Annotated in this window: 14 protein-coding genes and 1 pseudogene; 8 read left to right on the forward strand and 7 right to left on the reverse strand. The window is 68.7% G+C overall.

Features of this window, described 5'->3' with window-relative positions; all coding sequences use genetic code 11:
* Positions 1–7: 7 nt before the first annotated feature.
* Together HWX25_RS01905 and HWX25_RS01910 are read right to left on the reverse strand one after the other, a co-directional pair.
* A complete protein-coding gene (locus HWX25_RS01905) occupies positions 8–517 on the reverse strand; it encodes an N-acetyltransferase (protein ID WP_175906729.1) in 510 nt (169 codons plus the stop codon).
* Between the two features lie 68 nt (positions 518–585).
* A pseudogene (locus HWX25_RS01910) lies at positions 586–702 on the reverse strand (AraC family transcriptional regulator); the annotation flags it as partial.
* A 285-nt stretch (positions 703–987) separates the two neighbouring features.
* Here HWX25_RS01910 and HWX25_RS01915 point away from each other — a divergent pair.
* Both HWX25_RS01915 and HWX25_RS01920 read left to right on the forward strand, forming a co-directional pair.
* Positions 988–1,320, forward strand: a complete 333-nt coding sequence (locus tag HWX25_RS01915) for a type II toxin-antitoxin system RelE/ParE family toxin (protein ID WP_175906730.1) — start codon at positions 988–990, stop codon at positions 1,318–1,320.
* On the forward strand, positions 1,317–1,646 hold the full coding sequence (locus tag HWX25_RS01920; RefSeq protein WP_059532042.1) for an addiction module antidote protein: 330 nt from the start codon (positions 1,317–1,319) through the stop codon (positions 1,644–1,646). Before HWX25_RS01915 ends, HWX25_RS01920 begins: the two co-directional genes overlap by 4 nt.
* 15 nt (positions 1,647–1,661) lie before the next feature.
* Here the strand turns inward: HWX25_RS01920 and HWX25_RS01925 are convergent, their stop codons facing one another.
* Both HWX25_RS01925 and HWX25_RS01930 read right to left on the reverse strand, forming a co-directional pair.
* Complete coding sequence (locus HWX25_RS01925) at positions 1,662–3,680, reverse strand: LssY C-terminal domain-containing protein (RefSeq protein ID WP_175906732.1); 2,019 nt, start codon at positions 3,678–3,680, stop codon at positions 1,662–1,664.
* Between the two features lie 102 nt (positions 3,681–3,782).
* Positions 3,783–4,235 (reverse strand): hypothetical protein, encoded by a 453-nt coding sequence (locus HWX25_RS01930; RefSeq protein WP_059532049.1) that lies wholly within the window; start codon positions 4,233–4,235, stop codon positions 3,783–3,785.
* Between the two features lie 307 nt (positions 4,236–4,542).
* Between HWX25_RS01930 and HWX25_RS01935 the strand changes: the two genes are divergently transcribed.
* Together HWX25_RS01935 and HWX25_RS01940 are read left to right on the forward strand one after the other, a co-directional pair.
* On the forward strand, positions 4,543–5,190 hold the full coding sequence (locus HWX25_RS01935; RefSeq protein WP_059532052.1) for a response regulator transcription factor: 648 nt from the start codon (positions 4,543–4,545) through the stop codon (positions 5,188–5,190).
* Positions 5,187–6,986 carry a sensor histidine kinase gene (locus HWX25_RS01940; RefSeq protein WP_175906733.1) on the forward strand — a complete coding sequence of 600 codons (1,800 nt, stop codon included), beginning with the start codon at positions 5,187–5,189 and terminating at the stop codon, positions 6,984–6,986. The genes HWX25_RS01935 and HWX25_RS01940 overlap by 4 nt, the downstream gene beginning before the upstream one ends.
* Positions 6,987–7,077: 91 nt before the next feature.
* On the opposite strand, the gene HWX25_RS01945 is transcribed toward HWX25_RS01940, so the two are convergent.
* Both HWX25_RS01945 and HWX25_RS01950 read right to left on the reverse strand, forming a co-directional pair.
* A complete protein-coding gene (locus tag HWX25_RS01945) occupies positions 7,078–8,388 on the reverse strand; it encodes an MFS transporter (RefSeq protein ID WP_175906734.1) in 1,311 nt (436 codons plus the stop codon).
* A 113-nt stretch (positions 8,389–8,501) separates the two neighbouring features.
* The gene (locus HWX25_RS01950) at positions 8,502–9,518 is read right to left on the reverse strand and encodes an ABC transporter substrate-binding protein (protein ID WP_175906735.1); all 1,017 of its coding nucleotides are present in this window, start codon (positions 9,516–9,518) and stop codon (positions 8,502–8,504) included.
* A gap of 236 nt (positions 9,519–9,754) precedes the next feature.
* Here HWX25_RS01950 and HWX25_RS01955 point away from each other — a divergent pair, with 236 nt between their 5' ends.
* Positions 9,755–10,420 carry a response regulator transcription factor gene (locus HWX25_RS01955; RefSeq protein ID WP_059532061.1) on the forward strand — a complete coding sequence of 222 codons (666 nt, stop codon included), beginning with the start codon at positions 9,755–9,757 and terminating at the stop codon, positions 10,418–10,420.
* On the forward strand, positions 10,407–11,822 hold the full coding sequence (locus tag HWX25_RS01960) for a sensor histidine kinase (protein ID WP_175906736.1): 1,416 nt from the start codon (positions 10,407–10,409) through the stop codon (positions 11,820–11,822). The genes HWX25_RS01955 and HWX25_RS01960 overlap by 14 nt, the downstream gene beginning before the upstream one ends.
* Here HWX25_RS01960 and HWX25_RS01965 read toward each other — a convergent pair.
* Positions 11,819–12,250: an Lrp/AsnC family transcriptional regulator gene (locus tag HWX25_RS01965; protein ID WP_175906737.1), complete on the reverse strand. Its 432-nt coding sequence runs from the start codon at positions 12,248–12,250 to the stop codon at positions 11,819–11,821. The genes HWX25_RS01960 and HWX25_RS01965 overlap by 4 nt on opposite strands.
* A 295-nt stretch (positions 12,251–12,545) precedes the next feature.
* Between HWX25_RS01965 and HWX25_RS01970 the strand changes: the two genes are divergently transcribed.
* Both HWX25_RS01970 and HWX25_RS01975 read left to right on the forward strand, forming a co-directional pair.
* Positions 12,546–13,625, forward strand: a complete 1,080-nt coding sequence (locus tag HWX25_RS01970) for an ornithine cyclodeaminase (RefSeq protein ID WP_059818617.1) — start codon at positions 12,546–12,548, stop codon at positions 13,623–13,625.
* Positions 13,626–13,683: 58 nt separating this feature from the next.
* Positions 13,684–14,685, forward strand: coding sequence for an arginine deiminase-related protein (locus tag HWX25_RS01975; RefSeq protein ID WP_175906738.1), 1,002 nt, complete (start codon positions 13,684–13,686; stop codon positions 14,683–14,685).
* Positions 14,686–14,747: the final 62 nt, after the last annotated feature.

Consider the following 14,747-nt stretch of genomic DNA (forward strand, 5'->3'; position numbering starts at 1 on the left):
TTCGGAATCAGGCTTCGGCGACCGCCGCGTCGCCGAGCCACTTGAACATCACCAGGCAGTCGACGAAGCCGAGCCGCGCGTGGCGATACGCGCGCGGCAAGCGGCCGACGATCTCAAAGCCGAGCTTCTGCCACAGCGCGACCGCCACCTCGTTCGTCGCGACCACCGAATTGAACTGCATCGCGAGAAAGCCGCGTTCGCGCGCCACGTGCTGCGAGTGCTCGCACATCAGGCGCGCGACGCCCTTGCCGCGCGCGGCCTCGCTGACCATATACCCGCAGTTGCACACGTGATTGCCGGGCCCGGCCGCGTTCGCCTTCAGGTAGTACGAGCCGAGCAGCACGCCATCCTCCTCGGCGACCCACGTGCAGAGCGGTGCGTCGAGCCACAGCGCACGGGCGGCCTCCTGCGTCGCCGCCGGATCGAATGCATAGGTCTCCTGCGCGGCGACGATCGCGTGGTACGTGGGCCAGAAGCGAGGAAAATCGTCTTCGGTCATCGGGCGAAGCGTGATCATGCGGGTTCTCTCGTGAAGGGATTTTGGAGTGCGCGCGTGCGAACTGGCGCGCGTAGCGCGACACGGCGTCAGTGCGGGCCGCCGTCGCGCAGCAGGCCGCTGCGGCAAGTGCCCGGCGGCACACCATACCATCGCTTGAACGCCTGCGAGAAACTCGACAGATCGCTGAAGCCGAGCCGCTCGGCTTCTCCCCACACGGTGCGTTTCCCGTACGCGCCGGTGAAATCGGCCGTTCGGCCGAATCGCCATCGCACGCCCCGAATGAAAGAATGATCCTCGTTCGGGAAACCGGTCTCACCGCCTGAAACGCCGAACACGAAGGCACTGCAGGCAATCCCGCGCGCCGCCTTCGCGTCATGCTTCGTCTCGATTCGGCAATCGACCCGCGCGCGTTTCACTTCATCCGCCTCATCGGACAAACAGCGCAATCACCTCGATATCCATACCCTTCATGTAGCTTATAAGTTACAATGCTCTCCAAGTTCGAACTGCTTCGCTATCAGCGCGACGACGGTCGCGAGCCTTTCACCGAATGGCTGAACGCCGTGCGCGACAAGGTCGCCCAGGCGCGGATTCGCGAGCGCCTGCGCCGCATACAGACCGGAAATTTCGGCGATTGCGAGCCCGTCGGCGAAGGTGTGATCGAACTGCGCATCCACGTCGGTGCCGGCTATCGCGTGTACTTCGGCCGGTACGGCGGCGCGCTGGTGCTGCTGTTGTGCGGCGGCGACAAGCACAGCCAACCCGACGACATCAGGCATGCGAAGGAACACTGGTTGAACTGGAAACGGAGGCAAGCATGAACAAGCTTAAAGGCTCGGTATCGCACCACGACGCGGAAGTCGCCGAACTCGGCGCCGATCGCGAGCTCGCGGTGGCCTATCTGCGCGTCGCGATGGAATCGCTCGACGATCCCGACAACCGCGCGGCCGCGCTGCTCGCGCTGCGCACCGTCGCAGAAGCCTACGGCGGGCTCGGCGCGGTCGCGGCCGAAGCCGGCATCAGCCGTGAATCGCTGTATCGCACGCTGTCGCCCAACGGCAACCCGACGCTGAAAACCCTGCTCGCGGTACTCAAGACCGTCGGCCTGCGCCTGTCCGTCGTCCCCGCGCAACCGGCGCACGCCTGACGCGCCGCACGCGCTTCAAGGCTGCACCATCCACACGAGCAGCACCTCGGCCGGCGCCGCGCTCGTCCCCGCCGGCGGCCGCTCGACCGTCGGCTCGACCTGCAGCGCCTGCGCGATCGTCGCCGTATCGTCGACGGTCGTCGTGCGCACGATCGTCATCAGTCGCGCGGGCCGATGCAGCGTCTCGCGATACAGCGCGCCGTACCACAGCGGCCGCGTGCCGAGCGCATCCTGCAGCACGTACGGATAACGCCACATCCGCAATACGAGGCGGCTGTCCGGACGGGCCGGATCGACACGCACGAACACCCGGCGCGTACTTTCGCCATGCGTGTAGCGCGGCAGCACGGGCAGCGCATCGGCCGGCGCCTGCGGCAACAGCCAACGCAGTGCCGTGGCGGGCGACCACGGCGTCGCGCGCTGCCAGCCGGCCAGCGAAAGATGGCGATCGAGCGTGTCCGACGTCGCGCACCATTGCAGCGGCAGATATTCCTCGCGATCGCCGCCGATCTCGGTGCGCCGCGTCGGCACGCGCTGCCACCCGCCGCGCATCCACTGATCGACGGTCATCGCGACGACGTCGCCCACGTGCGGACGCGCCGCGCGATCGAGCTGCCATTGCGCGGGCACGGTCCAGACGCCGGTCGTCGCGAGCACGACGAGCACCGCGACCAGCGCGCCCCGCGGCTGCACATGCTCGCGCACGCGCCAGTACGCATAGGCGCCCGCCAGCATCGCGAACCACGCGAGCCCGAGGCTCCAGCCGCCGAGCAGACCCGACAGCCACGTGTCGCCGACGTACAGCCGCGCGAAGCCACCGAGCACGATCCACAGCACGACCGCCGTCACGACCGGGATGCGCCACAGCGCGGGCCGGTCGCGCGTCAGCACCCAGCCAATGCCGCTGCTCGCGAGCATCGCGAACGCCGCATCCGCGTCGGGCAGCGGCACGTGCAGCGCGCCGGGCGGCAGGCTCGCGGGCATCGTGCCGGGCGAGCCGGCGCCGAACGCCGGCACGAGCACGACCGCGATGCCGACCGTCGCGAGCCACCATGCGGACGTCACCCAGCAGCGATGGATCATCAGCCAGACGAGAAACGCGGCCGCGACGATCAGCCCGGTATCGTGTCCGTGCAGCACCGCGAGCGCGCGCATCGCGGCGTCCACGGGCGGCGTGCGCAGGTTCTGCAGGAACGCATACAGCGCGATGTCGGCGTGCATCAGCGGATCGTTCGCGACGACGTCCTGCACGATGCCGGCAAACAGCCACACGCAGCCGACGAACAACAGCGCGAACATGGGCACCGCGCCCGGCAGGCGGCGCACGCGCACGAACGTGTCGTGCACCCGCGCGCCGAACCGCGGCCAGCGGCGGATGCACGCGTACATGACCGCGACGAGCGCGCGGTGCAGCAGCGGCCAGCCGCGCCGCAGCGCGACGCGCACGCCGATCCACACGAGCGCGACCAGCGCGGCGATCACCAGCAGAATCGCGGCGACCCGCACGCTGATCGCGGCGGCCAGCACCGCCGACGCGCCGAACAAAATGCCCGGCGCGACGTGCACCGGCGCCCAGATCAGCGCCGACACGACGTTGACCGGATAGAACGACCGGCGCGGCAGCGTCGCGCACCCCACCACCACCGGCACGACCGCGCGCACCGGCGCGAGGAAGCGCGCGAGCACGATGCTCTTCATGCCGTGGCGCAGCACGAACTGCTCGCCGCGCGCATAGGCATCCGCGTAGCCCAACCGGACCCAGCCATTTCGGATCGCGCCGCGGTAGTGGCGCCCGAGCTCGTAGCTGATTCCGTCGCCGACGATCGCGCCGGCGGCTGCGACGCCGATGGCTGTCCAGCCGTCGAGCGCGCCCGCGCCGATCAGCGTGCCGGCCGCGAACATCACGGCGCCGGCCGGCACGACCGTGCCGATCAACGCGATCGCCTCGGCACAGGCGGTGGCGAACACGATCGCCAGCACCAGCGCCGGGTGTGCGCCGATCGCACTGAGCCACGTGTGGATCGTGCCGCTCATCGCGGGCCGCGCGGCGTGGCGGCGCGACGGGTCCGCACCGGGCCGGCGATGGCGTGAGGAAGGTTCATCGGAATGTGTGCGCGTTCGCGCCGGCCGGCGGCGTCAGTCGAATTCGTGCTGCCGCGCGTCGGCCTCGAGCGGCGCGTCGTGATAGCCGACCGTCGCGATCTCGTGCAGATAGCGCGCGAGAAACGCGCCGATCGACCCGGCTTCCTCGTACTGATGCACATGGCGGAATTCGTGCGTGAGCAGGCGTCGCGTGTCGTGGCCGCGCAGCACGAACACCGCATGGCCGAGCGTGAGGCCGATCGTCCCCGGCGCCAGCAGGCCGGTGTCGCGCGCGATGGCGCCCAGCGCCGGGGTGTCGGGGAACGGCAGCCGGTCGGCGACCACGACGCGGATCCGCTCCGGTTGCGCGACGCCCACGACACGCGCGTCGTCGGCCTGCGCGGGCGTCAGCGGCACGCCCCGCGCGAGCCCGTGGGCCGCCTGCGCGTCGGCCCACGCGACGGCGTCGGGCAACGCGGACGGCAGGATGTCGGCAAGATCGATCATCGTGGCGGCTCCTCGGGTCTGGACGGTGCAATCAGGCACCAGTTTATCTCCGAATCAGGGTGGTCCGCGAGGCACGCCGTCCGTCGGACCGCGACGATTCCTCGGGAATACCCTCCCCGCCTGCCCCTACCGCCCGTCCCATTTCACGACGATTATTTCGCTTCAAGACACATTCGATACCCAGATGTCTCAAAAATGTTCCGGAGGTGCACCATTTCCCGTTTCGGCGGCATATATTGGTCAGAAGAACCGCCGCGGCGACAACCGACAGAGCAGCCCGCGGCGTCATCCCGAAGAGGACCGCTAGATGATCAGGGTAATTCTGGCTGACGATCACGCAGTCATGCGAGACGGACTGCGTCACATCCTGGAAACGGCCGGCGGTTTCGAGATCGTCGGCGAGGCGAGCGACGGCGCGGCCACGCTCGCGCTGGCCGAGCGTCGCGCCGCCGACGTGCTGCTGCTCGACCTGTCGATGCCCGCGCCGACCGGTATCGAGTTGATCCGGCTGGTCAAGACACAGGCGCCATCGCTGCGCATGCTGGTGCTGACGATGCACGCGGAAACGCAGTACGCGGCGCGCACGTTCAAGGCCGGCGCGACCGGCTACCTGACGAAGGACAGCGCGACCGCCGAACTCGTCCAGGCCGTCACCAAGGTCGCGGCCGGCGGCGTGTACGTGAGCGCGTCGGCGGCCGAAAGCCTCGCGCGCACGATGCGCGCGCCGTCCGAAATGCTGCCGCACGAGCGGTTGTCCGAGCGCGAACTCGACGTGATGCGCCGTATCGTGGCGGGCCAGACGGTCACGCGGATCGCGGCGGACCTCACGCTGAGCGCGAAAACGGTCAGCACCTACAAGACGCGCATCCTCGAGAAGATGGAGCTGCCGCACGAAGCCGCGCTGGTGCGCTACGCGATGCGCCACGATCTCGACCTCGGCGTCGACGACGCATGATGCCCGCATTCCGCTTCCGCCCGGCCGAGGCCGATGACGACGACGACACGTCGGAGCCGTCGCGCCTGTTCATGTCGTCGCTGCCGCCCGAGCGGCGCGAGCGGCGGCTCGCGATTGCGACGGTCGTCGTGTCGGCCATGATCTTCGTCGCCCTCGCGCCGTTCGCGGGCATGCCGCTTGCCCGCGTGTGGGGCTTCATCCCCGTGTACCAGTCGGCGATCGTCGTCAACGACATGGTGACGGCCGGCCTGCTGCTCGGCCAGTACGCGATCCTGCGCGAGAAATCGCTCCTCGCGCTCGCCGTCGGCTACCTGTTCACGGGCTTCATGGCCGGCACGCACATGCTGACCTTTCCGGGGCTGTTCACGCCGACGGGCCTGCTCGGCGCGGGCGAACAGACCACCGCATGGCTTTATCTGTTCTGGCACGGCGGCTTTCCGCTGGCGGTCGTCGCGTACGCGCTGCTGCGCGCGGCGCCGCGCGCGCATCCGCCGTCGCTCGAGCAGCGTCGCGCCACGATTCCGCTCCTGCTCTGCATCGTCCTGACGGCCGCCGCGACCGCCGCGCTCGCGCTGCTCGCGACCGCGGGCCACGACCTGCTGCCGCGCATCATGCAGGGCAACCGGATGGCCTCGGCGATGACGAACGCGATCGCGGTCGTCTGGGCGCTGAACCTTGCCGCGCTCGTGCTGATGTGGCGGCAGCGGCGCCGTCATTCCGTGCTGGACCTATGGGTGATGATCGTGCTCGTCGCCTGGCTGTTCGACATCGCGCTGTCGTCGATGCTGAATCACGGACGCTTCGACCTGGGCTTCTACGCGGGGCGGACCTACGGCCTCGTCGCGTCGGGCGTCGTGCTGTTCGCGCTGCTGTTCGAGAACGGCCGGCTGCATGCTCAGACGGTGCGCGCGCTGGCCGGCGCGCGCTATCAGCACCTGCTCGTCGTGCAGAAGAGCGCGCAGCTCAACGAGGCGAACGAACGGCTCGAGCAGCGCGTCGCGGCGCGCACCGCGCAGTTGAGCGCGTCGAACCGCGACCTGCGGCGCGAAGTCGAGGAGCGCGTGCGTGCGGAGCGCGCGCTGCAGGCATCGCGCGAGGAGCTGCGCGAGATCGCGGCGATCAGCGCGAGCGCACGCGAGGCCGAACAGCGCCGCATCGCGCGCGAACTGCACGACGAACTCGCGCAGACGCTCGCGACGCTGAAGAACGATCTCGAATGGCTGCTCGATCACGTGCCGCAGGACGATGCGCCACTGGCGCGCAAGATCGCGGCAATGCATGCGCTCGCGCGCGGCGCGGTGACGGCCACGCGGCGCATCGCGTCGGACCTGCGCCCGCTGATGCTCGACGACCTCGGGTTCGCGGCCGCGATGCAATGGCTCGTGGAGGATTTCCGGCACCGTCACGGCATGGCGTGCGCGCTGCACGTCGAGCCGGGCGAATTGCAGCTCGACGAACCGTATGCGACAGCCGTGTTCCGCATCGCGCAGGAAGCGCTCGCGAACGTCGCGCGGCACGCGGCCGCGTCGAGCGCGACGGTGGCGCTCGTTTATCGTGACGAGACGATCGCGCTGACGATTCGAGACGACGGTGCGGGATTCGATCCCGGTGCGCCGCGCAAGTCGGGATCGTTCGGGCTGGTTGGCCTGCGCGAGCGCGCATATCTCGTCGGCGGTACGCTGCGGATCGATACGACGCTCGGTGAAGGAACGACAGTGGAGGTCGACATTCCGGTCGCGGCTGCGCATGTGGCGATCGCGCATGACGAACGGGGGGCGTCGCGCGCGGAGGGGTAAGGGTGAAGCAGCAACGGCGGAATACCGCTGCGGGGATCGGAACGGAAGCCGGGACCGCGCGGAACCGCGGCCCCGATGCGTCCCGCGCCGCTCACACCCGCACCGCCACCATCCCCCGCTCCGAACGCGTCCACGCGACCAGCGCGCCGATCCCGAGCAGCGCGAGGCATACGATCGGCACGATCATCGGACCGAACGCGGTGCCCGTCACCTTGCCCGCGAACGGCATCAGGTTCTGGCTGAAGAAACCGCCGAGGTTGCCGATCGAGTTGATCGCCGCGACGCTCGCCGCCGCACGCGCGCCGGTGAAGTAGCGCGGCGGCATCGACCAGAAGCACGGATACAGCAGCGGGATGCACGCACCGCCGAGCACGAGCGCGACGAAGCGCAGCGGCGTCGACGGCAACACGAGGCTCAGCAGGAAGCCGAGCGCGCCGAGCGCCGCGACGATCGCGATCGTGCGCAGGATGCTCTTCGCGCGGCGCAGCTTCGACGGCAGCCACAGCAGGAGCACGACCGCGAGCGCCCACGGCAGCATGCTCAGCAAACCGTTCGTACTGCTCGATACGCCGAACGATTTCACGAGCGTCGGCAGCCAGTACGTGACGCCGTACAACGACGTCGACATCAGCATGTAGGTCGCCGCGAACAGCATCACGCGCGGATCGAGCAGCGCCTTCAACGGCTGCGCATGCTCGGCCTTCGCCGGCTTCTCGCGCTCCAGCGCGGCCGCGACGATCTGCTTCTCGCGTTCGTCGAGGAACGGCGCATCGCGGAACGACGCCGGCAGCACGCGGAACACGACGATCGCGACGATCACGGCCGGGATGCCCGTCGCCACGAACACCCACTGCCAGCCCGCGAGGCCCCACACGCCGTTCAGGCTCAGCAGCACGCCGCCGACCAGCGAGCCGAGCATGTTCGCGAGCGCGCTGCCGAGCGTGAAGATGCCGAGCACCTTCGCGCGGTAGCTTTGCGGAAACCACAGCGTCAGGTAATAAATCACGCCCGGATAGAAGCCGGCCTCCGCGATCCCGAGCAGGAAGCGCAGCGAACAGAACGCGGGCATCGACGTCGTGAAGCCCATCAGCACGGTGATGAGGCCCCACGTCAGCATGATCCGCGCGAGCCATACGCGTGCGCCGTAGCGATGCAGCGCGAGCGTGCTCGGCACCTCGAACAGCAGATATCCGATGAAGAACAGCGACGACGCGAGACCGAACGCGGCCTCGGTCATCCCGAGGCTGTGCACCATCTGCAGCTTCGCGAAGCCGACGTTCTGCCGGTCGATGAACGCGATCAGGAACATCACGACGAGGATGGGCATCAGGCGCCGCGCCATCTTCGACATGACGCGCTGCTCTTCGGCGGACGCGGGGTCCAGGGTTTCGGTGGTATTCACTGCGGGCTCCTCCGTGAATCGGTTGCTTGTCGGTTGAATCGGCGCCGCGCGCGATGCACGCGCGGGCGCAGGGGTGTTCGATGAAATCGGGGTTCGGCGGCGGACAGCGACGATCAGCCGGTCCGGTAGTCGTCGAGCATCGGCGCGAACATCTCGTGCCACGCACGCGGCTTCGCCTTGATCGTGCCGGCGAGATACAGGAATTCGACGTAGTCCATCAGCTGGTTCGGCCGCACCGAGAAACGCGTGTCCGGCGCGGCGAGCATCTGCATCACGTCGTCGTGCGACACGCCGACACCCGACGAGGCCGCATACAGCGCGGCCGCCGCACGCGGGTCCTGCGCGATCAGGCGGTTCGCTTCGTCGAGTGCACCGAGAAATGCCGAGGCCAGTGCGGGTTCCGTGTCGACGAGCCGCTTCGGCGCGAACACGACGTCGAGCGTCAGCGGGCCGAGCACGTCGACCGAATTCACGACGCGATGAATGCCCGGCTGCCGCAGCTCGAGCGTCGAGAACGGCGGTGACGTGAAGTGCGCGGTGACGCCGTTCTCGCGGCGGATCAGCGCCTGCATCGCCTGCGGATGCGGCAGGTTCACGGTGATCGAATCGAGCTGCGCGAAATGCTTCGCGCCGAGCTGCCGGCTCGCGACCATCTGCAGCACGACCGCCGACAGCGACGTGCGGATGCCCGGTACGGCGATCCGGTCCGACGGCGTGAAGTCGCGCAGCGACGCGAGGCCCGGCCGATTCGCATTGAGCGACAGCGACGTCGTGGACAATCCGCTGATGCCGATCACCTCGACGTTCGGAATTCCGCGCGCCCGCGCCCATAGCTCGATGAAGCCCGGCGCGCCGGCGCCCGCGAAATCGAGCGTGCCGGCCATCATCGCGTCGTTGACGGAATTGCCGCCGTCGAGCAGCACCCAGTCGACCGCGACCTCGCGCAGGCCGTGCCGCGCCGCGTGACGCTCGAACAGGCGCTGCTTCTCCATCACGAGCAGCGGCAGGTACAGCACGCCATAGCCTTTCGAGATCCGCACCGTGCGCGGCTTCGCGCGCACCAGCGACGGGGCGGCAAGCGTGCCGAGGCCGGCGGCGAGCAACGCGCGGCGGCGTGGCGACGTGATCATGCGCATGCCTGCGTATGGGGGGCGGCAAGCGGCGACGCGGCAGCCCGCTTCAGGCTTCGCCGTGCATTCGGCCGCGCCTTCGTCGTGCCCGTGACATGCTGCATGTTGCCGTCTCCTCAGGTATTAATGCCGTCATCGCTCGTTCCGGCTGAACACAGGTTATCGAGCGAGTCTGAGAAAATGCTGACATCCCGGCCCCGGGAAAACCCCTAACTCATCTACCTGCAAACGGCACCATGCGCATTCTCGTCGTGGAGGACGATGCCGAAATCGGCGCGGCGATCCGCAGCCGCCTCACGCGGCTCGGCCATGCCGTCGATCTCGAAACCGACGGCTCGACCGCGAACGGCTTGCTGCGCGTCGAGCGCTTCGACCTCGTCGTGCTCGATGCGAACCTGCCCGGCCTCGACGGCTTCGCGGTGCTGCGCAACCTGCGCGCATCGGGCAGCACGACGCCGGTGCTGCTCGTTACCGCGCGTTCCGCGATCGACGACCGCGTGAGCGGCCTCGGCCTCGGCGCCGACGACTATCTCGTGAAGCCGTTCGACTATCGCGAGCTCGATGCGCGCGTGCAGGCGCTGCTGCGCCGCAACAGCGGCCATGCGAACGACGTGCTGACGCTCGGCGGCCTCGTGATCGACCGCAGCAGCCGGCTTGCCGAACTCGACGGCCAGCCGCTGTCGCTGTCGCGCCAGGAGTTCGCGCTGCTCGAGATTCTCGCGAGCCGCCCGCAGCGGATCTTCTCCAAGGACGAATTGCTGAACCAGCTGTTCAGCTTCGGCAACGAGCCGACCGCAAACGCGGTCGAGCAGTACGTGACACGCGTGCGCAGGAAGCTGCAGGGCAGCTCGGTCGAGATTCGCACCGCGCGCGGAATGGGGTATCAGATTGCAGCGCATTGACTGGTTCCCGAAGACGCTGTTCGGGCGCACGCTGCTGTTCATCGCGCTCGTCGTCGCGACCGGCGCACTCGCGCTTGCCGCGATCGCGCGCTACTACGCGGGCGTCGCGGCCGAACGCGCGTATGACCAGTTGCTCGCCGGCGCGTCGATCCAGGTCGCGGAGAACCTGTACGTGCAGGGCGGCGTGCTCGCGCTGAACCCGCCCGTCGCCGCGCTGTCGACGCTGTCGCGCTACGACCTCGTCTACTACAAGGTCGTCGATTCGCGCGGGGTCGTCGTGGCCGGCTACAACGACCTCGCGAGCCCCGCGACGCTCGCCGCCGCGAAGCAGGGCCCGGCATTCGCGAACGCCGTCTACCAGGGGCACCGGATCCGCACCGCGACCATCGCACGCTACATGCCCGAGGAAAGCACGCCGGGCTGGGCGCTCGTCACCGTTGCGCAGACAACCAACGCGCGGCAGCAGTTGACGAACGACATGAGCATCAAGGTGTGGACGCTGATCCTGCTGATGAGCGTGCTCGCGATCGGCGCGAGCGGCCTCGCGATCCGGCGCGGGCTGCGCCCGCTCGCGCAGATCGGCACGATCATCGCCGCGCGCGATCCGGCCGATCTGCGGCCGGTGGCCGTCGATACGCCGAGCGAGATCGACGCGATCATCGGGTCGATCAACGGACTGATGCACCGCCTCGCCGAGCGGATCAACGCGATGCAGCGCTTCATCGCCGACGCGGCGCACCAGATGCGCACGCCGCTCGCGCGCCTCGACGCACAGATCGAATTGCTCGACGGGGAAGTCGATCCCGCGCGCCATGCGGCGCGGCTCGATGCGCTGCGCGCGACCTGCTCGGACGTCGGCCGCCTGACGGGGCAGTTGCTCAATCATGCGATGGTGATTCATCGCACCGAGGTCGTGCCGCTGCAACCCGTCGACCTCGTCGCGCTCGCGAAGGACGTGCTGGGCCGCACGATTCCGCTCGCGGACGCGCGCGACGTGGCCGTCGCGTTCGCGAGCGACGCGCCGCATGCGTGGATCGACGGCGATGCGATCAGTCTGCAGGAGGCGTTGTCGAACGTGCTGCACAATGCGCTGCTGCATGGGCATGCGGACGACATCGTCGTGTCGGTCGCCAGCGTGGGCAATGCGGATCGAGCGGTGACGCTGACCGTCACCGACAACGGGCGAGGGATTCCGCGCGAGCATTGGGACGCGGCGTTGCAGCCGTTCGTCCGGATCGCGCCGGACGGCAGCGAGCGTCGAACCGGGTCGGGGCTCGGGCTCGCGATCGTGCAGGAAGTGATGAAGGCGCACGGCGGGCGTGTCGGGTTCGCGTTTCCCGATGCAGGCGGGTTCGCGGTGGTGCTGACGTTTCCGCGGGCGGTGACGAAGCGCGCAGGTTAAGCCTTGTGCGTCGACAACAAAATGCTCGTCTCCGTATTCGCGATCCCGTCGATCAACCGGATCGCGCCGAGCACGCGATCGAAATGCTCGAGCGAATCGGCGTGCAGCTCGGCGACCAGATCCCAGCGCCCGTTGGTGCTGTGGATCGACGCGACGTTCGGATGCCCGCGCAGCACCTTCACCACTTCCGCGCCGCGATTGCCCTGCACCGCGATCGACATCAGCGCGCGGATCCGGTGCCGCTCGACCGCCGGCTTGAGCCGCACCGTGTAGCCGACGATCACGCCGTTCTTCTCCAGCCGCGTCAGCCGGTTCTGCACGGTCGCGCGCGCGACGCGCAACGCCTTCGCGAGAGCGACGACGGGCATCCGCGCGTTGTCGCGCAGCAGCGCGATGAGCTGCCGGTCGACGTCGTCGAGCGTGATCATGAACGGACCTTCCTGTCGAACGTGAGACGGCTGCCAGCGTGCCGGATGGCGCGCATTTCGACCAGCCTGGATTGCACAAACTGCCGGATACGGCCAGCAATCTGCCAATTCTATCGATAAATCTGCCACTTTTGCCGTCTTTTTGTTGGCTCGACTCACGGAAATAATGACTCCATCGCCCGGCCGCACACGCCGCGACACCGCTTTTGATGGAGCCGGGGCCCGGGCCGACGCGCCCGCCCCGCTCGACCAGGACGGCAGGACACCCGTACCGGCAAAAATTGGAGACAAACCGATGACCCGCTTCCTCGACGTTCCCGCCACCGCCCGACTGATCGCCAGGACGGGCGTCACGACGTTCCTGCGCGAACTCGTCGACACGCTGCGCGCCGATTACCTGCACTGGGCCGATTTCGACAAGTCGCCGCGCGTCGCGTGCCACTCGCGCGACGGCGTGATCGAGCTGATGCCCGTCGCGAACGCATCGCTGTTCGCGTTCAAGTACGTGAACGGCCACCCCGTCAACGCCGCGCGCGGCATGCACACGGTGATGGCGTTCGGCGCGCTCGCCGAAGTCGATACCGGCTACCCGCTGCTGCTCGCCGAACTCACGCTGACCACCGCGCTGCGCACGGCCGCGACGTCGGTGCTGGCCGCGCAGGCGCTCGCCCGCCCCGGCTCGCGCACGATGGCGCTGATCGGCAACGGCGCGCAGAGCGAATTCCAGGCGATCGCGTTCCATACGCTGCTCGGCATCGAGGAAATCCGCGTGTTCGACGTCGACCCGCTCGCGACCGACAAGCTCGCGAAGAACCTCGCCGCCTACCCCGACTTGCGCGTCGTGCGCGCTGCGTCGACCGCCGACGCCGTGCGCGGCGCCGACATCGTGACGACCGTCACCGCCGACAAGGCATATGCGACGATCATCACCGCCGACATGATCGAGCCCGGCATGCACCTGAACGCGGTCGGCGGCGATTGCCCGGGCAAGACCGAGCTCGAGGCGGGCGTGCTGCAAGCGGGCCGGGTGTTCGTCGAATTCGAGCCGCAGTCGCGCATCGAGGGCGAAATCCAGCAGATGCCGACCGACTTTCCGGTGACCGAGCTGTGGCGCGTGCTGCAGGGCGAGACGGCCGGCCGCGAACGCGCGGACGAAGTCACGGTGTTCGACTCGGTCGGCTTCGCGCTCGAGGACTACTCGGCGCTGCGCTACCTGTACGCGCTCGCTCAGCAGCACAACGCGGGCGTCGAGATCGCGCTGATTCCGCCGGCCGTCGATCCGAAGAACCTGTTCGCGCTGATCGACGATCCGGCCGCGATCGCGCAGGGTCACGCGGCCTTCGTGACCGAAGCCGTCGCCGCGTTCGCGCGCTGATCGTCATCCCGGGCGGCGTGCGCGCCGCCCTGCTTCCCGCCTCTCGCCCTCACCGTTCATGAATCTCGTATCGATCCAGGCGCCGGCCGCCGTCGTGATGATCCGGCCGCACCGCTTCCTGCCGAACCCGCAGACCGCGGCCGACAACGCCTTCCAGCGCACGGCCGCCGCCGGGGCGAACGACGCGCCGTCGGTGTCGGCCGCCGCGCGCGACGAAGTCACGGCCGCGGCGCGGACGCTCGCCGATGCAGGCGTGCGCGTGCACGTGTTCGACGACCACGGCGAGCGCGACACGCCCGACTCCGTGTTCCCGAACAACTGGTTCTCGACGCATCCGGGCGGGCATGTCGCGCTGTTTCCGATGCATAGCCCGAACCGCCGCCGCGAGCGGCGCGCGGACATCGTCGAGATGCTGAAGGCGGAATACCGCGTGCAGGACGTGATCGACTACTCGGGGCTCGAATACGACGACGTGTTCCTCGAAGGCACCGGTGCGATGGTGCTCGACCACGTCGCGCGGATCGCGTACACCGCGCGTTCGCGCCGCGCCGATCCGGTCGCGCTCGAACGCTTCTGCACGCACTTCAACTTCGAGCCGATCTGCTTCGACACGGCCGACGCGAACGGGAACCCGATCTATCACACGAACGTGATGATGAGCGTCGCAACGGAGTTTGCGATGGTCGGCCTCGACCTGATCGCCGACCGCTGGCGCCGCGACGAAATCGCGCAACGCCTGACCGAAACGGGCCGCACGGTGATCGCGCTCGATCACGCGCAGATCGCGAATTTCGCGGGCAATACGCTGGAATTGTCGGGCAAGGACGGACGCGTGCTCGCGCTGTCGCGGCGCGCGTTCGACTGCCTCACGGGCGACCAGCGCGCGACGATCGAACGCTCCGCGCGGCTGCTTCCGCTCGACGTGCCGACGATCGAATTGGCCGGCGGCTCGGTGCGCTGCATGCTCGCGGGCATACACCTCGCGCGGCGGGCGGCGGCGCCGGATGCGATCGCCGTGGAATCCGCCGCGTCGCCACGCGAGACGACGCCGCAAACCTGACCGGCAGACTCACGAAGCACGAACGGCTGCCGATGCGATGCAACGGCAGCCGTTTTTTGTTC

Origin of the sequence: Burkholderia sp. BCC1640 (assembly GCF_902833125.1) — a bacterium.
GTDB lineage: Bacteria > Pseudomonadota > Gammaproteobacteria > Burkholderiales > Burkholderiaceae > Burkholderia > Burkholderia diffusa.